Below are 20,792 nucleotides of genomic sequence, written 5' to 3'. Positions count from 1 at the left end.
GCAGTTCATCAACCCGAGACACCTGGTCGCGCAGCACCGACTCTCACAACGAGCGCCCGCCTAATCTAACGCACAGAACACGACGCCCTCAATCCCTTTCAGCTCACGCGGTTGAGGGCATCTTGCCGTCAAGGCGCCCGCTGGGAATTAATTTAATGCGCCGACTAAAGGTCCAGAAATTGACTCTCGCCCGGACGTTCATATTCAGTACTTGAATTATCATCCCCAAAATTTCGGCGAGACTTCTTTCACTCGATCCGGAGATACGGCGTCCATTCTTTTCTGAAACTCGTCGAAAAGTCTTCGTGCAAGCGCTATCTCCTCTTCTGTCGGCGGAGTCAAGCCCGCTTGCTCTGCTTCTTCGGCTGCATAAAAGATCTTTCCAGCAATTTCCCTGCTCACCCTACCACCTCCAATTGTTTGTCTCCACCTCGATCAGCCAACATCTACTGTTTCATCATATCGATAATCGTCTTGCCCATTAGCCGCTCAATGTCGTGCTTGCGACTAAAGCTTAGCAACAGTCGGAGGCGGGATTTCGTCAAGTCGATTACTTGGAATCAACGTGCCGACTTAGGCTTTAGAGACTAGCTATCTCGGCGACGTTCATACTCGGTGCCTGAAGTGTCATCCCAAAATTTCGGTGAAATTTCTGTCACCCGATCTTCCGGTGCCACGGCGTCTACCTGTCGCTGGAACTCGTCGAGTAGTCTTCTAGCGTGCGCCAACTCCGCTTCCGTCGGCGGAGCTACTCCCGCCTCTTCGGGAGTAGAAAAAGTCTTTCCAGCAATCTTCCTGCTCACTATGAACTCCCATCTTTCGCTTGCCGCCCCATCAACAGTACCTACCGTTCCATCATATCAATAGTCGTCCTGCCTGTTGACGGGTTCACTTTTCTATCTATAACGTAGAATTTCGTACCCGCCGGAAAAAGAATCTCTTGCTCGCCAGGGAATACCGACACAGAAGAAATATCTCGTCCAGTCTTAGACACAATTCTGAACTCGACATTCCCTGCGAAAGTTGGCGATTCCGCCACAGCAGGATTCGTTGTCGTGCTTAGGAAAGCATCCTCTGTAATAACTTCACCTGGTTGATATTGCGCGAGCGCCTCGGGCGGAAGGTCTGAACCACGCACGACCGCGCCTTCATACACGGGAAGCTTCTCCAACGCTTTGTGTATTGCGTCAATGCGGGCCTGTTGAGATGCATCCAAGGCATTGTCCCTCAGCGCGCTGTTTAAGTCCTGGTAGCCAAATCCAGTGTAGTCAGCGAACGCCGACAGATCAGCGGAGGTCAAGGGTACGACGGGATTCAGATAGTCGCCGCCATCGGTGGGGCCGTGATGGTCGGCTCCGTGGTCGCCGGCTCCGTGGTGCGTAATGACGCTACCATCACTACCGCTTGGCTCGCCGGGTTCGGGCCGAGGCGCCGGTTCGGTGAGGTGGCGATCTGTTGCTCCGCCTTGGGGTATCTCACTGTGGGTTGCTGATTCAGGTACGGATTTCCCCGGGACGGCCCAATCCGGGGCCGACGGGTGGGGTGCTGTGGCTGACGGAGCCGCTGGCGCAGGCTCGGCTGGAGATCCGCCCGGGGGCGTCGATGCCCACGTGGGCACAGGTTCGGCCGGTTGTGGTTGGGCAGGTGGTAGGTGTTCGCTGGGTGCGGCCGGTGCGGATACCGCAGGCTGACCCGCTGACGCCGCAGCCGGACTGGGTAGTCGGGTTGGCTCACCTGTGGCGGGCTTGTCGGCGACTGGTGTCTTGGATTCGGTCGGGCTGTGGGGCAACGAAGTGTTTGCAGGCGCGGGTGCGGGGCGGCCGGATTCTGGTTGCGGGTCGGCTGCGGGTTTGGGCTGCGGCGCAGGTGCTGGTCGCCCGGATTCTGGTTGGGTGTCGGTTGCCGGTGGCTTGGGCTCGATGGCACCAGGCACCGTGGGCTTGGCAGGATTGGGGTTAACAGGCGGCTCGGACACGGGCGGCTCCTTGAGCCCTGTCGCCGCCTCGGCAACGTCGCGGCCCTTGGTGCTCAGCTTGGAGAGCGGCCCGCCGGGTAGAAACAAACCCGCCAGGTCGGCTTCCGTTTTCCCGAGTGCCTCGCCCGGACTTCTACCCCAATCGTCCCAATGGACAACGCCTTTAAGGAGTTCCTTCCACGACTCTGCGACCGAGGGCGCGTCATCGCCGCCAAGGCCGACCAGCGGCGCCATCCCACGCGCCATGCCTCCCACGTCGCGGGCATAGCCAACCGGATCTAGGAAGGCCCGTATCTGGTTGTAGGTCAAGGCGGTTTCGCCGAGTCCCACGGCGACCTCGCCGATGCCCTTCCACCGCTGGCCCGTGAAATTGATGAACAATCCCACCGGGTTGCCATGCAAGAACTGATCCCACTCCCGGGCGGCGTGGCGGCCCATCGTGGTGATCGTCGTCTGCGCCTGAGAAACCACGCCGGCGATCTCGGCGCCCAACGCATCCGCTTCGCCGCGAAACTGCTCGATGACCGCGGCGATGTCATGGGCGATCCGCGCGATCTCGTCTTCGTCCTGGTCGGTCAAAAACTCCCAGACCTCTTTGATCCCGGTCAGCGGATCACAAATACGCGCCAGCAAATCCAGGACCGCCCGATGCACCGCGTCGATGCGCGCCGCATAACCCTCCAACTGCGCCGCGATCGTCTCGCACTGCCCCACCACGGCGGTGGTGGCGGCGTACGCATCAGAAAACGCCGCCTCGATCAGCCCCGCCTCCGGCAGCTGCTGCGCGCGAATAACGCCCATCGGGCCGGCTGTGCCCGCGATTTCGGCCAGCGCGAACTTCGCCCCCGCCGCCCGCCACCCCGCCGCCGCGGCCCGCAACTTTCCCGAATCGCCCGTCGGCCAGATCATCCCGATATAGGGCGCCACCCACCCCCAACCCGCCGGCACAGCACCACCAGTACCGACCGCCGACGGGGCCCAACCCGGCGCAACACAGCCAGTCGACGGCGGCACCGGCAGCGCGGCGGCCCGCCCGCCAACATCGGACATCGCCTCGGCCAGCGAATAGTTGTGCGCGCTCATCCGCACACCATCCCCGAGGTTGGATAACCCATTGCGGGTGACCACCATCGCCTCGAACAGCGCAGCCGCCGATCGGTCATAGGCGCGCCCGAACACCACGCCGGCCGCATCGTCACCGGCCATCCCGCACACCCGGCCAGCCCGCTGGTCAGCGCGGCGATCACCGACCCCAAACCCTCACCCGCGGCCACCACCGCGGCACCCGCACCATCGAGGGCCGCGGGATCCACCGCCAGCGGCGCCATCAGCTCACGACCACATGCCCACATTCGTGGACACCACGCCGCGGTAATTGGCGTGCGCGCCCTGCCCCGCCGCCCGCAACGCAGCCAACGCCTGGCGCATCATCGCCTCACCAACAGCCCAATGCCGGTGCGCCTCCGCATGAGCCGCCGCAGCCTGCGCCGTCCACGTCGCATGCAGGCGGGCCACCACAGAGTCGATTTCGGCGAGCATGCTCGGCATGACGCCCGAACTCGGCCATCCGCTCCACCGCGTCCGCCAGCGCCGCCGGATCCACCCGAAACGGCTCAGCCATCGCCGACCCCACCCAACGCCCGCGCGGACGCGGTCTCATTGCGTTGATATCCCGCCCCGGCCTCGGCGATCAACCCCGCCAGCATCGACAACCCCACCCCCACCTCACCAGCCCCGCGATGCCACAACTCCCACGCCGCCCCATACGCACCCCCCGACACCCCACGCCACCCGCCCAACATCTCGCCAACCTCGGCATCCAGCCAAGCCAACTGCGCCGCAAGATGCTCGGCCGCACCACCCAGCGACGCGGCGAAACCCTGCATCACCACCGGATCTACTCGCAACGTCTCGTCAGCACCCACCGCGGCAACCTAACAACATCACCACCCAGCCACAATTCAGCAAACACGCACAACCGCCTGCGAAGTGAAATGCGACACCAACACGATCCGCAAGCGCTGTCGGATAGCGATACAAACCCACACCAGAGGAGCCTGACGACCGAGCCTGCCCCATTCGCTTCAACACCGTGAGGGTGGTTCGTACGTGAGAGCGCTCCCGTCTCTCGGCACCTTCACTGGCACATTTCCCGCCAAGGCAGCGTCTTTGGCGCCAGATCGCAAATCTAACTGGCAAGGACTCATACGATGAGGCCGACTGGGAGAATGGACGTCTATATTTTCGCTCTGACTTCGTCAACAAGATGGAAGAGTGGCCAGACTGGAACCGGTTTGGCGAATGGGACGACATCCGCGAATTCATCTGCGTCGCGGCGCCGAGCACGGTCCGCGTCCATCGCTTGCTCCTATCTGCTGCGTCGCTATCAGGGGCGGCGCAGATGTCCGCGCCTTAGAAGGTCTTCGATCAGCACCTTCTGACCCTTTTTCGTTAACAACTACCCATTGGGTTCCGCCGCCCGGCTGACCAAACGCTTCGGCAACCTCGCCATACCGCAGTTCCCCGCCGCCGGGCAATGGCTTACCGGTACCCTGGAAGATATGGTAGTCACCGGTCGTCCCAGGTGAGAGCGCTCCCGTCTCTCGGCACCTTCACTGGCACATTTCCCGCCAAGGCAGCAGAAATATCTCCATCTACCACGAACGCGACCGCGTCGTACGGAAAATACCATGCTTCCTCTGTTTCCACGATCGCCGAATCGACGATCATGAGTTCACCTAACCGCTCTTTTTCTGCCAATTTGCTAATCGCGCGTCAGTAGCCCGTATTCGTGCCTCTTCGAGATCTATTTCATTCACCGATACCTCATAAAGTATAAGATCTCGCTCAGCAGTAGCATCGAAACCGCAAAAACATCTCGTCCTTCATATGTCGGAAGCTTCTGTAACGCTCCATGTAATGATTCAATACGGACGAGTTGAGCTGCATCCAATACGTTATTCCTCAACCGAGCGTTTTAGGTCCCGCCCAGAAAGCTATTTACGAGTTAGGTGTGATCTCTCGTGTCAACGCATCAAGTAAGTATAATAATGGCCAATTGACGCGAGCGCTTTTGCCGAAAGCTCCGGATGTTCATCGTGCATCACTGACTTCACGACTTCGCCGCCTTCAACCAAGCTCAATCCGGTCCAGTCCACTTTGACCTTCATCGCTCGATCCAGGATTGTCCGGACCTTCGCTCGCGCGATCGACGCTAACGCAGGCCCGAAGAACGAATCGAATTCGGCATCATTTTTGCCCGGGTAATGTTTCAGATATAGCTCGATCGCCTTACTTATGTCGATACTCTCTGCAGAGTTAGTCATAATGGCCTGCCTGTTGCTATCGTTCAAATATGATGGTCGGCATTCCGGTGTCTGGGTCGATTTGGACAATCCTAGTTGCTTTTGGATTATCGATCAAACGAGGGACTTCGACCGTCTGCCAGATATTCCCAGGACGCAGGTTACACCCCACAATTGCGGTAACTGTCCCACAGGCATTATCAGCGTATGCCGCCGAAGCATCCTCCCAAAACCTAACCGATTCTGGATCTCGCTCAACCTGCAGCACCCCGCCAGCCGTCGCGTCGTAGGCGCGCCCGAACACCACGCCGGCCGCATCGTCACCCGGTGGGATTGTTCATCAATTTCACGGGCCAGCGGTGGAAGGGAATCGGCGAGGTCGCCGTGGGACATCCGCGCCGCATAACCGTCCAAATGCGCCGCGATCGTCTCGCACTGCCCCACCACGGCGGTGGTGGCGGCGTCGATTTCGGCCAGCGCGAACTTCGCCCCCGCCGCCCGTTATTCGCGCGCAGCAGCTGCCTCTTTTTCTGCCAATTTGCTAATCGCGCGTCAGTAGCCCGTATTCGCGCCTCTTCGAGATCTATTTCATTCACCGATACCTCATAAAGTAGAAGGTGTGATAGCCGGAAGATGTGGCCGCTCTGCCGGGCTGGCCGTCAAGGAACCGTATCACTCCACCTTTGATTGACAACATTGAAGACGTGCCCCACTTGCCCAGGGCCACGGGATGCGAAAACGACTCCGCGCGCGCCGTCCCCTGCAGCAGTCATCGTCGCTTCGATCGCTGCTCTATCCGGGATGGAGGCGAACTGGGAGCCAATCCGTGAAAGCGAGCTGGGCCGGAAGCTCCTCGCCATCGAGCCGAACTCCAAGGCGAAGGCGAAGTTCCCGGTCCAACTCGTATCTAAGGGCCACTGGGATGATCGTCCCCAGCGGATGTCGGGGGACGGCTTCATCGTATGGGCTCTCGGACATGCCAACGCCCTCGAACGAATCCACGGCGCCACATCATGGTCGAAGCAGTGAAGACCTGCCTATGGGTGACGCTGTAGCATCCGGGGTCGACTTCGGGGTCGACTCTGAGAAACGTCTCAACAACCGTTATTAATGCCATGCTCGCTCGGCGCCGCGCGACCACCGCCAATGCGCAGCGCGGCTAATTGCTAACAATATTGATGCTGAACCAGTCTGGCGAAATTCCCTCACGAAGCGTCGCATCAAGTTCGTCGAAACTCAAAACTATGACATGCGAGCCCGCAATAGCGTCGTGTTCGCTCATCCACCCCCGGTCGGTGGCGTCTTGATCGACTGTTAAGCTTACGCGTCCGGGGTGATTTACAGGATCAGGTTTCGCTAGAGCCACCCTCGGATGCAACCCCTCTTTGTACCAACGAAAGCTCGGCGACTGCTCATAGTAACCTGGACGCGCAACCTGGCTGATTAAAAAAACCGCGTACTTTTCGGCATCCTCAAAGCGCCTGAACATTATGTACCTACCCCGTGACCCCCGAGATGTTCTATCGATATAATATTGGTCGTCTTCGAATACTAAATAGTAGGACAGCTCCCAGTCGTCGAAAAATCGCAACTCACAGTCGTTGGTCATTACCGGCGGCCTTCCGCCCCAGAATATTTCCTCGCGAGTCTCTAGACCACGTGGCTCGCGTTCATCCTTACCCGGGTAACTACCCATCTTTCGAAGGTAGACCTCCTGCCAGGAATACCATGCTCTGACAATCCGATGCACCGATGGAGGGAACATCCTCAGATCAACCTGGTAATCAGGCATTATGAACTCCTGAAATCTCGGCTTAGTCACTCGTCAAGAACCCTCTGTCAATGAGGTCCTGGACCCTAGGCCAGTCATCTCGTGGGGCAATAATCTTATACTGCGGTTCGCCGCCCGGGTGTCCAAACCATGGCGCTGCAAGGGATTCCTCAAGTTTCCATCCAGCCGGTAGGCCGGCGTTGACGTTAACCGTATAAGCAAAGTACGGCTTTTCTAAACTGGTGTGGGGAAGCGATCGGCCTTCATAAGGAGTTCCTGCCGGTGCCAGCCATTCCCCGCCGGGATAGCCAATCCGATCGAGTTTCCTTCCATCCAAAGACCAGATTTCTGCCTCAGTCATACTGTGGGCAGTGCCTGGAATTGCGTAGGGCTTGGCGGGATCATCTTGATCGGGATATCTCAACTTACCATTGTCATCTTCAAATTGTGCTCGATACTCATGCTCGGTGAGCTCGCCGTAAGGTTTCGCATCAGGAAAAACTTCCCTGGCCTTGGGAGGCTCATGGTGGACACCGGTGCCATGACCGTCGTCGCTAGGTGAGCTGTCACCGTCCGATGGATGCGTTTCATGCGGATCCCCGCTTTCGCCTTGTCCGTGAGGAGCGCCGTCGTGACTCGACGGTGGTTCGTTGGGGTGTGTGCCCGGCGCCCCGCTGTGGGGTGTGCCGCCGAGAGGTGGTGGTTCGGGTGGGTGGTTGGCCGGAGGGATGGAATGTGGGGGTGATGGGTGGGTTGCCGTCGCTGCGAGTGCGGGCTCCCGTGGGTGCGTGCCGGCTGGTGTCGGTTCGACGGGAGATCCGCCAGGGGAAGCCGGCGCCGGTGCACGAGCGATAGCTTCGCCCGGCTGCGGATGGCTCGTCGGTAGGTGTTCGCTGGGTGCGGCGGGTGCGGATGGCCGGGGACCTGCCGGCGCTGGGGCCGGCCCGGTCGGTTTGGCTGGCTCGCCGGCGGCGGGCGCGTCGGTGGGTGGTGTCTTGGATTCGGTGGGGCTGTGTGGCAGCCGACTGTTGGGCTGCGGCGCGGGTGCCGGGCGGCCGGATTCTGGCGGTTCGACCCGTGGCGTTCGCGGTGGCGGAGGCGCGGTGTGCGGTTCCACTCGCGGGGCGGGCGGGTCAAGCGGCCTCTTGAGCCCCTCCATCGCCTCGACAATCCCGCGGCTTTTGCTGCCCAGCTTCGAAAGCGGCCCGCCGGGCAAAGCCAGTGTCGCGACATCGAACACGGTCTTGCCGAACGCCTCATCGGGGTTGGTTTTCCAGTCATCCCAATGGATGACGTTCTTACCGAACTGCTTCCACGATTCCAGGACCGCGGGAGCATCCCCGCCGCCGAGGCCCACCAGCGGCGCCATCCCCGTCAGCATCTCCTGCCAGGCGCGGTACCAGCCGATCGGATCGATCGGGGCGCGCAAGGGCCCAAGATCCCACGAATCTTTGGCCATTGCGAAGGCTTCCTCGCCAAAGCCTTTGAGTTGCTGCCCATGCCTATTGACCGCCCGGCCCACCGGGTTGGCATGCAGGAACTGATCCCACTGCTTGGCGGCGTGGCGGCCCATCGTGGTGATCGTCGTCTGCGCCTGAGAAACCACGCCGGCGATCTCGGCGCCCAACGCATCCGCTTCGCCGCGAAACTGCTCGATGACCGCGGCGATGTCATGGGCGATCCGCGCGATCTCGTCTTCGTCCTGGTCGGTCAAAAACTCCCAGACCTCTTTGATCCCGGTCAGCGGATCACAAATACGCGCCAGCAAATCCAGGACCGCCCGATGCACCGCGTCGATGCGCGCCGCATAACCCTCCAACTGCGCCGCGATCGTCTCGCACTGCCCCACCACGGCGGTGGTGGCGGCGTACGCATCAGAAAACGCCGCCTCGATCAGCCCCGCCTCCGGCAGCTGCTGCGCGCGAATAACGCCCATCGGGCCGGCTGTGCCCGCGATTTCGGCCAGCGCGAACTTCGCCCCCGCCGCCCGCCACCCCGCCGCCGCGGCCCGCAACTTTCCCGAATCGCCCGTCGGCCAGATCATCCCGATATAGGGCGCCACCCACCCCCAACCCGCCGGCACAGCACCACCAGTACCGACCGCCGACGGGGCCCAACCCGGCGCAACACAGCCAGTCGACGGCGGCACCGGCAGCGCGGCGGCCCGCCCGCCAACATCGGACATCGCCTCGGCCAGCGAATAGTTGTGCGCGCTCATCCGCACACCATCCCCGAGGTTGGATAACCCATTGCGGGTGACCACCATCGCCTCGAACAGCGCAGCCGCCGATCGGTCATAGGCGCGCCCGAACACCACGCCGGCCGCATCGTCACCGGCCATCCCCGCACACCCGGCCAGCCCGCTGGTCAGCGCGGCGATCACCGACCCCAAACCCTCACCCGCGGCCACCACCGCGGCACCCGCACCATCGAGGGCCGCGGGATCCACCGCCAGCGGCGCCATCAGCTCACGACCACATGCCCACATTCGTGGACACCACGCCGCGGTAATTGGCGTGCGCGCCCTGCCCCGCCGCCCGCAACGCAGCCAACGCCTGGCGCATCATCGCCTCACCAACAGCCCAATGCCGGTGCGCCTCCGCATGAGCCGCCGCAGCCTGCGCCGTCCACGTCGCATGCAGGCGGGCCACCACAGAGTCGATTTCGGCGAGCATGCTCTCGGCATGACGCCCGAACTCGGCCATCCGCTCCACCGCGTCCGCCAGCGCCGCCGGATCCACCCGAAACGGCTCAGCCATCGCCGACCCCACCCAACGCCCGCGCGGACGCGGTCTCATTGCGTTGATATCCCGCCCGGCCTCGGCGATCAACCCCGCCAGCATCGACAACCCCACCCCCACCTCACCAGCCCCGCGATGCCACAACTCCCACGCCGCCCCATACGCACCCCCCGACACCCCACGCCACCCGCCCAACATCTCGCCAACCTCGGCATCCAGCCAAGCCAACTGCGCCGCAAGATGCTCGGCCGCACCACCCAGCGACGCGGCGAAACCCTGCATCACCACCGGATCTACTCGCAACGTCTCGTCAGCACCCACCGCGGCAACCTAACAACATCACCACCCAGCCACAATTCAGCAAACGCGCACAGCGACGGGCCCCGGTGCAACGCGTCCGGGCATTCATCCGCGGCGCAGCTAATCGTCGATCCTGAAGCCCGCCATCGTCCCGTCGAGCCGATAATGTTCCGGCAGTCGCCATAATGATCTTGTCGGTCAAGAGATCCGGTCCGCAGCCGTCGCCGGCCGGGTCGCGGCCCAATCCGGCGTTCGCCTGGATAGGGATCCGCCGCCAAGGTTTGATCGTAGAGATTGATCGCATCGTCATGCCCCGTCATCCACCCCTGCGCCACGCTGCTACCGGTGCCCGGAACGATGGCGGCGGTGTTGCGGGCGTAATCGGGATTGCCGATCGCGATCGCCACTTTGCCTTGGCCGTTAAACGCCAACGGGTCGTATACCCACAGCATGACCGGCCTCGGGTCGTCGCTGCCGTGTTCACTGTCGTAGTTGCGTGACGCCGCTGGCCGAAAGCCCGTACATCGCAAGATCATCGAGCACATCCGCGGCCGACACCCCGCGCCGCTTAGCGATGTCGTCGACCCGGGTGATGTCGTCGATCACCACCGCCTGGTTGACCGTGACGCGAACAATGGCGTCAATACCGTTGAGGTTGCCCAACCCCGGCGGGTGCTGCGCAATCAGCTGGTCCCGTTGTTCCTGGCGCAGCGAGTCCCACCACTGCGGTCGGTGTCCGACGACGGAATCTCAATCGGCTCTTCGGGTTTCACGGGGGATTCGGGCGCGTCCAACGCCTGGATGGCCGTGGGGTCGTATCCGTTGACACGCAGGTTCCCCGGGGATTGCTCCAAGCGGTCCGCATACCCGCTGCGTATCGACTTCACCTGGCCCAGGGTGGCTTTGGTGTCGTCGATGGCTTGCTCTTCAAGGGCGGTAATGAGCGCATCGAGCGCTGGCCTGTCCGCGTTGGTGAGGGGTGTTGCGCTCCATCTCCAGCGCCTCACCCAATTCCGCGTCGAGCTGCCGCAGCTCAGCCTCCAAGGTCGCGATGTAGCTAATTGCCTTCCGTTGCGCCTGCGACGCGCGTCCTCGAACGTGGCATTGGCCTCGGTGGTTGCGGCGGCCGGTATCGCCAAACGCCTGCGCCAAATCCGAGATCTGCGCCGGGCGACCGGCCCGCAGGGTTCGATTGATCGCCCACGGGTGACCACCGGCCTCGGCGATCAGAAGCGCACCGCCCGCAGTGCCCCGGCGTTGCGCTCGTCCATGTCGGTGAATCCCATGGCGGCCAGATGCGCGTTGGCGCCGAAAGCGGTCAGCGCCTCCCGATGGGCCTGCAGGTTGCTCACGTGCTGTGCATGCGCCGAGCCGACCGCGCCGTGAAACGCCTCGGCGGCGGCGAACTCGCCGAACATTCCCGCGGCCAGCGGTCCGCGTGAGAGGTGATCGGCCGCGTCTCGCGCGTGTCCACCCGCCCGGTGCGACTCGTTGGCCCCCGAGTGCAGCATTCCGATGTCAACGAACATCACTCAAGCCCTTCTCGCTACTAAGGCTTCGATATTGCCGGGTGACAAGCGATCTCACGGTGTCGGTCACGCTAACGACGCCGCGGTCACCCGGTCAATTCACCCTCACAAGGCGCTGGCGCCATCGGCGGTGCCGTCGCCGTCGGTGTCGGTCAGCCGCACGTCCCAACGCCCGTCGCCGTCGGTGTCGACGTATCCGGTCATGCCCCGCTCGCCGGCGCACAGCACCCGGTCGGCCACTCCGTCACCGTCGGCGTCAAGCAGCCGGTCGTCCGGGCGGCCATGACCGTCGAAATCGACCAGCGGACCGCCCGCGTGCTCGACGCCGTCGAGCCCATACCAACGCAGCTTTCCGCCGCGGTCGGCGGCGACCGCCCACGTCCCCGATCCGTCATCGACGAAATAGCTGTCCGGGGTGCCGTCGTTGTCGAGGTCGAGCACGGCGTGGTCGGCGACCCCGTCGCCGTCGAAATCCGCCAGCGCGTCGTCGTGCATCCCGTCGCCGTCGAGATCGAGGCCGATCGCGTCGAGCCGTCCGTCGCCGTCGAGGTCGAGGTTGGGCGGGCGATTCCAGATGGCCGCCGTGCCGTCATCCCCGCCGAGGCAATATTCCACGACCAATCCGACGCGGCGCCGACGCTAGCGGTTCCCCCGCTTTTCCCACCAGGACAGCAGCTCTTGTGCCGCCTCCTCGGAGGTCAGCGGCCCGCGGTCCAGTCGCAGTTCCTTCAGGTAGCGCCACGCCTCGCCGACCTGCGGTCCCGCCGGAATGCCGAGCAGCGCCATGATCTGGTTGCCGTCCAGGTCGGGGCGCACCCGATCGAGGTCCTCTCGGGCGGCCAATTCGGCGATCCGCGCCTCCAGCTGGTCATAGCTGGCCCGCAGCCGGGCGGCCCGGCGCTGGTTGCGGGTGGTGCAGTCGGCGCGCACCAGCTTGTGCAGCCGCGGCAGCAGGGGCCCGGCGTCGGTGACGTAGCGGCGCACGGCCGAATCGGTCCACTTCGCATCGCCGTAGCCGTGGAACCGCAGGTGCAGATACACCAGCTGGGAGACGTCGTCGATCATCTGCTTGGAGTACTTCAGGGCCCGCATCCGCTTGCGGACCATCTTGGCGCCCACCACCTCGTGGTGGTGAAAGCTCACCCCGCCGTTGGGCTCGTGGCGCCGGGTGACGGGCTTGCCGATGTCGTGCAGCAGTGCCGCCCACCGCAACACCAGGTCGGGGCCACCGTCTTCCAAGGCGATGGCCTGCCGCAGCACGGTCAGCGAATGCTGGTAGACGTCCTTGTGCTGATGGTGCTCGTCGATGGCCATCCGCATGCCGCCGATCTCGGGGAGCACCACCGCACCCATCCCGGTCTGCACCAGCAGGTCGATACCGGCGACGGGGTCGTCACCGAGCAGCAGCTTGTCCAGCTCGGCGGCCACCCGCTCCGCACTGATGCGCCCCAGCTCGGGCGCCATGTCTTCGATCGCGGTCGCAACCCGCGGCGCGACCGCAAACCCGAGTTGCGAGACGAACCGCGCCGCGCGCAGCATCCGCAACGGATCGTCTCCGAAGGACACCTCCGGCGCCGACGGGGTGTCCAGCACCTGCGCCCGCAGCGCCGCCAAACCGCCTAGCGGGTCACGGAATTCGCCCGGGCCGTCCGGGGTGATACGCACGGCCATCGCGTTCGCCGTGAAATCCCGGCGCACCAGATCGTCGTCGAGGCGGTCGCCGAAACGCACCTCGGGATGGCGCGACACCTGGTCGTAGCTGTCGGCGCGGAAGGTGGTGATCTCCAGGCGGTAGTCGTCCTTGCCGGCGCCGACGGTCCCGAAGTCGATACCGGTGTCCCACACCGCGTCGGCGAATGGCCGCACGATCCTCCGCGTCTGCTCGGGGCGCGCGTCGGTGGTGAAGTCCAGGTCGGGGCTCAACCGGCCCAACAGCGCGTCCCGCACCGAACCGCCGACCAGATACAGCTCGTGGCCCGCGGCTGCGAACGCCGACCCGAGCCCGCGCAGCAGGGGAACGTGCCTGTTCAGCGCGACCGCGGCAGTGGTCAGCAGGTCGGTGTCGTGGGCGGGTTCAACCACGTTCGATCAGCCTAGTCGGGTCGGTCTGGCAACGATGCGGGCCGGCACGGCCCGAGGAGGAGGCGGACGATTAGGCCTCGTTGCGGGCCGGGCCGGCCCGCTGTGGGGGTACCGCCCGCTTGCGGGGGAAAGCCGACAATCCGGCCTATTGGGTCGGTGGGCGCTCCAGCCGCGTGGAGTGGGCGCTCAGGCCTTCGAGCGTGCACTCAGGGCGGGATTTTCGGCCGGCTTTCCGCCTTAGCTGCGCGCTCGACGCACACTCGAGCGGGACCGGATGCGCCCGACAAACGGCGAGTGAGGCGGGTAGACCCGCCCGTACCAGCTAATATCGCTGGGGTGTCGGAGGGCGAACAAGCCAAACCACGTCGACGCCGGGCCCGGCGTCGCCGTCGTGGCGGTGCGGGTTCCGCCAAAAATGCTGCCGAAGACGCGATGGCCGGCCAAGCGGCCGGTAACGGCGCCAGCCCCGCGTCGGCGAAACCGCGCCGCTCCCGCTCACCCCGTCGCGCGCAGGAGCGGCTGCGCACCGTGCACGAAACGTCGGCTGGAGGTCTGGTCATCGACGGTATCGACGGGCCGCGGGACGCGCAGGTAGCCGCCGTGATCGGTCGCGTCGATCGGCGCGGGCGGATGCTGTGGTCGCTGCCCAAGGGTCACATCGAGCTTGGCGAGACCGCCGAGCAGACCGCCATTCGCGAGGTCGCCGAGGAGACCGGGATTCGCGGCGGCGTGCTGGCCGCGCTGGGGCGCATCGACTACTGGTTCGTCACCGACGGCCGGCGGGTGCACAAGACCGTGCACCACTACCTCATGCGGTTCCTCGGCGGTGAGCTCTGCGACGCGGATCTCGAAGTCGCCGAAGTGGCGTGGGTGCCAATCCACGAACTTCCGTCGCGGCTGGCGTACGCCGACGAACGTCGCCTGGCCGAAGTGGCCGACGAACTGATCGACAAGCTGCAGAGCGACGGCCCGGCCGCGCTTCCGCCGCTGCCGCCCAGCACGCCCCGGCGACGCCCGCAGACACACTCGCGCGCCCGTCATGTCGACCGATCCGCGGCGGGTCGGAAGAACGGTCACGGGCCAGGGTCGTGACTGTCCCGCGACTCCGATGGGTCGGATTGTTGCGCGTCGCCGCGGTGACCGGCATCGTGGCGGGTTTCGGGGGGATACTCGCCATCCCTGCCTCCGCGCCACGCGCGGAGGCCGGCGAGCCCAGCGCGACGCCGTTCGTCCAGGTTCGCATCGATCAGGTGACCCCGGACGTGGTCACCACCACGAGCGACGCCGTCGTCACCGTCAGCGGCATGGTGTCCAACATCGGCGACCGCCCGGTCCGCGACGTGATGGTCCGGCTCGAGCACGCGGCGGCCGTCACCTCGTCGGCGGGCTTGCGCACCTCCCTCGACGGCCGCACCGACCAGTACGAGCCGGCCGCGGACTTTCTCACCGTGGCCCCCGAGCTGCAGCGCGGACAAGAGGCGGGCTTTACCCTGTCCGCCCCGCTGCGCTCGCTGACCAAGGAATCGTTGGCCGTCGACCAGCCGGGGATCTATCCGCTCCTGGTCAACGTCAACGGAACACCGGACTACGGCGCGCCCGCCCGGCTCGACAACGCGAGGTTCCTGCTGCCGGTGGTCGGCGTACCACCCGACCATGCCGCCGGTCGGGACTCCGCCGTCGCGCCCGATACTTCCAAGCCGGTATGGATGACCATGCTGTGGCCGCTCGCCGACCGACCCCGGTTGGCGCCCGGCGCGCCCGGTGGCACCGTTCCGGTTCGGCTGGTCGACGACGAGTTGGCCAACTCGCTGGCCACCGGCGGTCGGCTCGACATCCTGCTGTCCGCAGCCGAACTCGCCACCGGTCACGACGTCGACCCCGACGGCGTCGTCGGCCGGGCGCTGTGCCTGGCCGTCGACCCGGACCTGCTCGTCACCGTCAACGCGATGACCGCCGGATACGTCGTGTCCGATTCGCCCGACGGGCCCGCCCAACAACCGGGCACGCCGACACACCCGGGCACCGGCCAGGCCGCCGCGACCACCTGGCTCAACCGGCTACGCGCGCTGGCTCATCGGACCTGCGTGGCGGCGCTGCCCTACGCGCAAGCCGATTTGGACGCCCTGCAACGCGTCAACGATCCCGGGCTGAGCGCGATCGCCACCGTCAGCGCCGGGGACATCGTCGACCGGATTCTGGATATCACCTCGACCCGCGGTGCAACCGTGCTGACCGACGGCCCGCTGACCAACCGCGCCGTCAGCCTGCTCAGCGCCGACGGCAGCATGGTCGCGATCGCGGCCGCCGATTTCGCCGCCCACGACACGCGGGCGACTTCCGGCGCCGACTCCGTGAACGTGGTCGACACCTCGCCCCGGCGGTTGACGCCGCAAGTGGTCGCCGCGCCGTTCGACCCGGCCGTGGGCGCCGCGCTGGCCGCGTCGGGGAACAATCCGATCGCGCCCACCTACCTCGACTCCTCCTTGGCGGTTCACCTGACGCATGACTCGGCCACCGCGCGCCGCCAAGACGCCCTGGGCGCCATGATGTGGCGCGGACTGCAGACAGACGCCGCGCCACGCACCCAGATCCTGGTGCCGCCCGCGACATGGAACCTGCAGTCCGATGACGCGCAGCTCATCCTGACCGCGCTGGGCACCAGCATCCGGTCCGGGCTGGCGGTGCCGCGTCCGCTGCCGGCGGTCATCGCCGACGCCACGGCGCGCACCGAGCCACCGCAGCCGTCGAGCGCCCCGCGGGATTCAGCGTCCGCACGCGGCCGGTTCAACGACGACATCACCGACGAGATCGCCGGCCATGTGGGCCGACTATGGAAGCTGACCTCAGCGTTGACCACCGACGACCGCACCGGGCTAACCGGCGTGCAATACACCGCACCCCTGCGCGAAGACATGCTGCGCTCATTGAGCCAGTCGGTGCCTCCCGACACCCGCAACGGGCTCGCTCAGCAGCGGCTGACCGTGGTGGGTAACACGATCAACGACTTGTTCGGCGCGGTCACGATCGTCAACCCCGGGGGCTCCTACACGCTGGCTACCGAGCACAGCCCGCTACTGCTGGCGCTGCACAATGGCCTCGCTGTTCCGATCAAGGTCCGGCTGCATGTCGATGCTCCGCCCGGCATGACCGTCACCGACGTCGGCCAGATCGAGCTGCCGCCGGGATACCTGCCGTTGCGGGTACCGATCGAGGTGAACTTCACCCAGCGGGTCGCGGTCGACGTGGCGCTGCGGACGCCGGACGGCCAGCCCCTGGGCGAGCCGGTGCGCCTGTCGGTGCACTCCAACGCCTACGGCAAGGTGCTGTTCGCGATCACACTGACCGCGGCGGCGGTGCTGGTGACGTTGGCGGGACGGCGGCTCTGGCACCGGTTCCGCGGCCAGCCCGATCCCGCCGACCTCGACCGACCCGACCCGCCCATCGGCAGGCACGCCGAACGGCACCGCGATCTTCCCGATCGGGTCCGTGAAAAGCACCGCGTATGAATCCCGCTCCTCGGCGAGGGCAGCCCCAGCCAGGGCCTCCGCTGAAGCGACCGGCGCCGCCGGGAAGGCGGCCCGAGCTGTCCGACGCCGCGCTGGTATCGCGGTCGTGGGCAATGGCATTCGCCACACTGATCAGCCGGATCACCGGCTTCGCGCGGATCGTGCTGCTGGCCGCGATCCTGGGCGCGGCGCTGTCCAGTTCGTTCTCGGTGGCCAATCAGCTGCCGAACCTGGTCGCCGCGCTGGTGCTGGAGGCGACGTTCACCGCGATCTTCGTGCCCGTGCTGGCCCGCGCCGAACAGGACGACCCCGACGGCGGCGAGGCGTTCGTGCGGCGCCTGGTCACGTTGGCCACCACCCTGCTGTTGGCGGCCACGATGCTGTCCGTGTTGTCCGCGCCGCTGCTGGTGCGGTTGATGCTGGGCCGGAACCCGCAGGTCAACGAGCCGCTGACCACCGCGTTCGCCTACCTGCTGCTGCCGCAGGTCCTCTTTTATGGCCTGTCCTCGGTGTTCATGGCGATCCTGAACACCCGCAACGTGTTCGGGCCGCCGGCATGGGCACCCGTCGTCAACAACGTCGTCGCGATCGCAACCCTGGCGGTGTATCTCGCGGTTCCCGGCGAGCTTTCCGTCAGTCCCGTCGAGATGGGCAACGCCAAGCTGCTGGTGCTGGGGATCGGCACCACCGCCGGCGTCTTCGCGCAAGCCGCGGTGCTGCTGGTCGCGCTCGGCCGCGAGCGCGTCAGCCTGCGCCCGCTGTGGGGTATCGACCAACGGCTCAAGCGCTTCGGCGCGATGGCCGCCGCGATGGTGCTCTACGTGTTGATCAGTCAACTCGGCCTGGTGGTTGGCAACCAGATCGCCAGTGGCGCAGACGCTTCCGGCCCGGCCATCTACTACTACACCTGGTTGGTGCTGATGCTGCCGTTCGGCATGATCGGCGTGACCGTGCTGACGGTGGTGATGCCGCGGCTGAGCCGCAATGCCGCCGCCGACGACATCCCGGCCGTGCTTGCCGACCTGTCGCTGGCCACCCGGCTGACCCTTATCACGCTGATCCCGACGGTGGCGTTCATGACCGTCGGCGGCTCGGCGCTCGGCAGCGCGCTGTTTGCTTACGGCCGGTTCGGCGAAATCGACGCCGGCTACCTGGGCGCCGCGATCGCGCTGTCGGCATTCACACTGATCCCCTACGCGCTGGTGCTCTTGCAGCTGAGGGTGTTCTACGCCCGGGAGCAGCCGTGGACGCCGATCGTGATCATCATCGTGATCACGACCGTCAAGATCGCCGGCTCGCTGCTGGCGCCGCATGTCACCGGTGATCCCAAGCTGGTCGCCGGATACCTCGGGCTAGCGAACGGCCTCGGGTTTCTGGCCGGCGCGATCCTCGGCTACTGCCTGCTGCGGCGCGGCCTCCGGCCCGGGGGCGGCCAGCTGGTCGGTGCCGCCGAGGCGCGGACCGTCCTGGTGACCACCGCCGCGTCGTTGCTGGCAGGCCTGCTCGCCCACGTGGCGGATCGGCTGTTGCAGCTGGAAGAATTGACCGCCCACGGTGGCGGTGCCGGTTCGCTGCTGCGCTTGCTGGCGCTGGCGACGATCATGCTGCCGATCCTGGCCGCGGTCATGCTCCGCGCGCGCGTCCCCGAGGCGCATGCCACATTGGGTGCCATCACCCGCCGACTGCGGGGCCCGCGCGCGCAGGCGGCGCCCCGCAAAGCGACTGTGCCGGATCGATCGGCCCGCCGCCGCCCCGTCACGTACCCTGAGCAGAGAAATTCGTCCCTGCCGGGGGGAAGCGCGGTCCAGGATCCGATCCGGCGCAGGCCTCCGGAGCGGGTAACCAGAGACGGAATAGCGAAAGGACCGCAGGTGACCGACCGCCCATCCGACAGCGCATCGTCGGGTCCCGCGTCAGGCACCGAGGTTCCGCGGCCGGTCGCCGACGACTTCCAGCCCGACATTCCGCCTGGCCGTGACCGCGGCCCTCGCTCGCCGCGCACGCCCGACCAGCTGAACGGCGATCTACCGACGGCCGATCCCACCCGCTCGCCGATTCCCTTCGACGCGCCCCGGGAACGGGGTCCCGAACCGTCGGTGCCCGCCGACGATGTCCACCTGGTTCCCGGTGCCCGCATCGCCGGTGGCCGCTACCGCCTGCTGATCTTTCACGGCGGCGCACCGCCGCTGCAGTTCTGGCAGGCCCTGGACACAGCGCTGGATCGGCAGGTGGCACTCACCTTCGTTGACCCCGACGGTGCGCTGCCCGCCGACGTCCTGCACGAGATCCTGTCCCGCACCCTGCGGCTGAGCCGGATCGACAAGCCGGGCGTGGCCCGGGTGCTCGACGTCGTCCACACCGGTAGCGGCGGCCTGGTCGTTTCGGAGTGGATCCGCGGTGGTTCGCTCCAAGAGGTTGCCGACACCTCACCGTCCCCCGTCGGCGCCGTCCGGGCGATGCAGTCGTTGGCCGCGGCCGCCGATGCCGCCCACCGTTCCGGCGTCGCCCTGTCCATCGACCACCCGAGCCGGGTACGCGTCAGCATCGAGGGCGACGTGGTGCTGGCCTATCCGGCGACGATGCCCGACGCTAATCCGCAGGACGACATCCGCGGAGTCGGCGCCGCGCTGTACGCCCTGCTGGTCAACCGGTGGCCGCTACCCGAAGCTGGGGTGCGCAGCGGGCTCGCACCGGCCGAGCGGGATGCATCGGGCAACCCGGTCGAACCCACCGTCATAAACCGCGACATCCCGTTCCAGATTTCCGCGGTCGCGGTCCGGGCGGTGCAGGAGGATGGCGGAATACGCAGCGCATCAACGCTTTTGAACCTGTTGCAACAAGCGACGGCGGTCGCCGACCGCACCGAGATACTCGGTCCAATCGACGAACCGCCGCCCCCCACCCCCCGCCGCGAGGCACCCGTTGGCAGCCCCGGGCCTTTCGGCAACCGGCGCCGCAACCTGACAATCGGCATCACCGCGGCCGCCGCCGTCATCGTGGTGGCGCTGCTGGTACTGGCGTCGGTATTGAATCGCATCTTCGATCTCGGCAACGGCATCAACAAAGACCAACTCGGCCTCAACACGCCGACTTCGTCGACGTCATCGGCCGTCAGTTCCGCGCCCGCCGGCAGCATCGTCAAACCCACCAAAGCCACCGTCTTCTCGCCCGACGGCGAACCCGACAATCCGGGCCAGGCCGGTTTGGCGATCGACGGCGACCCCAGCACCTCCTGGCAAACCGACACCTACACCGACGCGGTCCCCTTCCCCAGCTTCAAGAAGGGTGAAGGTTTGATGCTGCAGCTGCCGAAACCCACCGTGGTCGGCACCGTCACCGTCGACGTTTCCAGCACCGGGACCAAGGTGGAGATTCGCTCGTCGCCCACGCCGAACCCGTCACTGCTGGAGGACACCACCGCCCTGACGCCGGCCACGGTGCTCAACCCCGGCCACAACACCATCTCGGTCAAAGCCGCCTCCCCGACATCGAATCTGCTGGTGTGGATCTCCACCCTGGGGACCACCGACGGCAAGAGCCGCGCCGACATCTCGGAGATCACCATCCGGGCCGCGTCCTAACG

Annotated in this window: 16 protein-coding genes and 3 pseudogenes; 3 read left to right on the top strand and 16 right to left on the bottom strand. The window is 65.7% G+C overall.

Going from position 1 to position 20,792, the window contains the following annotated elements; all coding sequences use genetic code 11:
* Positions 1-219: 219 nt before the first annotated feature.
* The 16 genes and pseudogenes from G6N24_RS21135 to G6N24_RS21050 all read right to left on the bottom strand — a co-directional run bounded on the left by G6N24_RS21135 (position 220) and on the right by G6N24_RS21050 (position 13,703).
* Positions 220-402 carry a hypothetical protein gene (locus tag G6N24_RS21135; RefSeq protein ID WP_232070626.1) on the bottom strand — a complete coding sequence of 61 codons (183 nt, stop codon included), beginning with the start codon at positions 400-402 and terminating at the stop codon, positions 220-222.
* Positions 403-844: 442 nt separating this feature from the next.
* Positions 845-3,303 (bottom strand): annotated as a pseudogene (locus G6N24_RS25050) (ADP-ribosyltransferase).
* Positions 3,304-3,307: 4 nt separating this feature from the next.
* Positions 3,308-3,596: pseudogene (locus tag G6N24_RS21120) on the bottom strand (WXG100 family type VII secretion target).
* Positions 3,589-3,900, bottom strand: coding sequence for a WXG100 family type VII secretion target (locus tag G6N24_RS21115; protein WP_085163148.1), 312 nt, complete (start codon positions 3,898-3,900; stop codon positions 3,589-3,591). The pseudogene G6N24_RS21120 and the gene G6N24_RS21115 overlap by 8 nt, the downstream one beginning before the upstream one ends.
* Before the next feature lie 643 nt (positions 3,901-4,543).
* On the bottom strand, positions 4,544-4,705 hold the full coding sequence (locus G6N24_RS21105; RefSeq protein ID WP_085163153.1) for a YrhB domain-containing protein: 162 nt from the start codon (positions 4,703-4,705) through the stop codon (positions 4,544-4,546).
* Between the two features lie 296 nt (positions 4,706-5,001).
* Entirely contained in the window at positions 5,002-5,301 is a 300-nt protein-coding gene (locus tag G6N24_RS21100; protein WP_085163152.1) for a hypothetical protein, read from the bottom strand.
* Between the two features lie 1,138 nt (positions 5,302-6,439).
* Positions 6,440-7,072 carry a hypothetical protein gene (locus G6N24_RS21090; RefSeq protein WP_163745370.1) on the bottom strand — a complete coding sequence of 211 codons (633 nt, stop codon included), beginning with the start codon at positions 7,070-7,072 and terminating at the stop codon, positions 6,440-6,442.
* 22 nt (positions 7,073-7,094) lie between these two features.
* Positions 7,095-9,515 (bottom strand): TNT domain-containing protein, encoded by a 2,421-nt coding sequence (locus G6N24_RS21085; protein ID WP_085163149.1) that lies wholly within the window; start codon positions 9,513-9,515, stop codon positions 7,095-7,097.
* A 4-nt stretch (positions 9,516-9,519) separates the two neighbouring features.
* Complete coding sequence (locus G6N24_RS21080; RefSeq protein WP_085163167.1) at positions 9,520-9,810, bottom strand: WXG100 family type VII secretion target; 291 nt, start codon at positions 9,808-9,810, stop codon at positions 9,520-9,522.
* A pseudogene (locus tag G6N24_RS21075) lies at positions 9,803-10,113 on the bottom strand (WXG100 family type VII secretion target). The gene G6N24_RS21080 and the pseudogene G6N24_RS21075 overlap by 8 nt, the downstream one beginning before the upstream one ends.
* 459 nt (positions 10,114-10,572) lie before the next feature.
* The gene (locus G6N24_RS21070) at positions 10,573-10,755 is read right to left on the bottom strand and encodes a hypothetical protein (protein ID WP_085163147.1); all 183 of its coding nucleotides are present in this window, start codon (positions 10,753-10,755) and stop codon (positions 10,573-10,575) included.
* 20 nt (positions 10,756-10,775) lie between these two features.
* The gene (locus tag G6N24_RS21065) at positions 10,776-11,099 is read right to left on the bottom strand and encodes a putative alpha/beta hydrolase (RefSeq protein WP_085163146.1); all 324 of its coding nucleotides are present in this window, start codon (positions 11,097-11,099) and stop codon (positions 10,776-10,778) included.
* Positions 11,020-11,277, bottom strand: coding sequence for a hypothetical protein (locus tag G6N24_RS25960; RefSeq protein WP_407938714.1), 258 nt, complete (start codon positions 11,275-11,277; stop codon positions 11,020-11,022). Before G6N24_RS25960 ends, G6N24_RS21065 begins: the two co-directional genes overlap by 80 nt.
* Before the next feature lie 41 nt (positions 11,278-11,318).
* Positions 11,319-11,621: a DUF2563 family protein gene (locus G6N24_RS21060; protein ID WP_085163145.1), complete on the bottom strand. Its 303-nt coding sequence runs from the start codon at positions 11,619-11,621 to the stop codon at positions 11,319-11,321.
* A gap of 105 nt (positions 11,622-11,726) precedes the next feature.
* Positions 11,727-12,236: a pullulanase gene (locus G6N24_RS21055; RefSeq protein ID WP_085163144.1), complete on the bottom strand. Its 510-nt coding sequence runs from the start codon at positions 12,234-12,236 to the stop codon at positions 11,727-11,729.
* Between the two features lie 24 nt (positions 12,237-12,260).
* Positions 12,261-13,703 (bottom strand): CCA tRNA nucleotidyltransferase, encoded by a 1,443-nt coding sequence (locus tag G6N24_RS21050; RefSeq protein ID WP_085163143.1) that lies wholly within the window; start codon positions 13,701-13,703, stop codon positions 12,261-12,263.
* A gap of 336 nt (positions 13,704-14,039) precedes the next feature.
* Here G6N24_RS21050 and G6N24_RS21045 point away from each other — a divergent pair, with 336 nt between their 5' ends.
* From G6N24_RS21045 to murJ, 3 genes are read left to right on the top strand one after another with little or no spacing between them, the layout of a single operon-like run.
* On the top strand, positions 14,040-14,795 hold the full coding sequence (locus G6N24_RS21045) for an NUDIX hydrolase (RefSeq protein WP_085163142.1): 756 nt from the start codon (positions 14,040-14,042) through the stop codon (positions 14,793-14,795).
* Positions 14,792-17,209 (top strand): hypothetical protein, encoded by a 2,418-nt coding sequence (locus tag G6N24_RS21040; protein ID WP_085163141.1) that lies wholly within the window; start codon positions 14,792-14,794, stop codon positions 17,207-17,209. The genes G6N24_RS21045 and G6N24_RS21040 overlap by 4 nt, the downstream gene beginning before the upstream one ends.
* Positions 17,206-20,790 (top strand): murein biosynthesis integral membrane protein MurJ, encoded by a 3,585-nt coding sequence (gene murJ / locus G6N24_RS21035; RefSeq protein ID WP_085163140.1) that lies wholly within the window; start codon positions 17,206-17,208, stop codon positions 20,788-20,790. Before G6N24_RS21040 ends, murJ begins: the two co-directional genes overlap by 4 nt.
* Positions 20,791-20,792: the final 2 nt, after the last annotated feature.

The organism is Mycobacterium lacus, assembly GCF_010731535.1.
Classification (GTDB): domain Bacteria; phylum Actinomycetota; class Actinomycetes; order Mycobacteriales; family Mycobacteriaceae; genus Mycobacterium; species Mycobacterium lacus.
The sequence above is the reverse complement of the archived record's forward strand: the minus strand, read 5'-3'. Positions and strand labels throughout refer to the sequence as shown.

Bases quoted from the DNA above. Each gene is read 5' to 3' on its own strand.
- G6N24_RS21060 (WP_085163145.1), bottom strand. From the start codon at position 11,621: ATGTTCGTTGACATCGGAATGCTGCACTCGGGGGCCAACGAGTCGCAC.
- G6N24_RS21090 (WP_163745370.1), bottom strand. From the start codon at position 7,072: ATGCCTGATTACCAGGTTGATCTGAGGATGTTCCCTCCATCGGTGCAT.
- G6N24_RS21080 (WP_085163167.1), bottom strand. From the start codon at position 9,810: ATGGCTGAGCCGTTTCGGGTGGATCCGGCGGCGCTGGCGGACGCGGTG.
- G6N24_RS21085 (WP_085163149.1), bottom strand. From the start codon at position 9,515: ATGGCGCCGCTGGCGGTGGATCCCGCGGCCCTCGATGGTGCGGGTGCC.
- G6N24_RS21105 (WP_085163153.1), bottom strand. From the start codon at position 4,705: ATGATCGTCGATTCGGCGATCGTGGAAACAGAGGAAGCATGGTATTTT.
- murJ (WP_085163140.1), top strand. From the start codon at position 17,206: ATGAATCCCGCTCCTCGGCGAGGGCAGCCCCAGCCAGGGCCTCCGCTG.
- G6N24_RS21100 (WP_085163152.1), bottom strand. From the start codon at position 5,301: ATGACTAACTCTGCAGAGAGTATCGACATAAGTAAGGCGATCGAGCTA.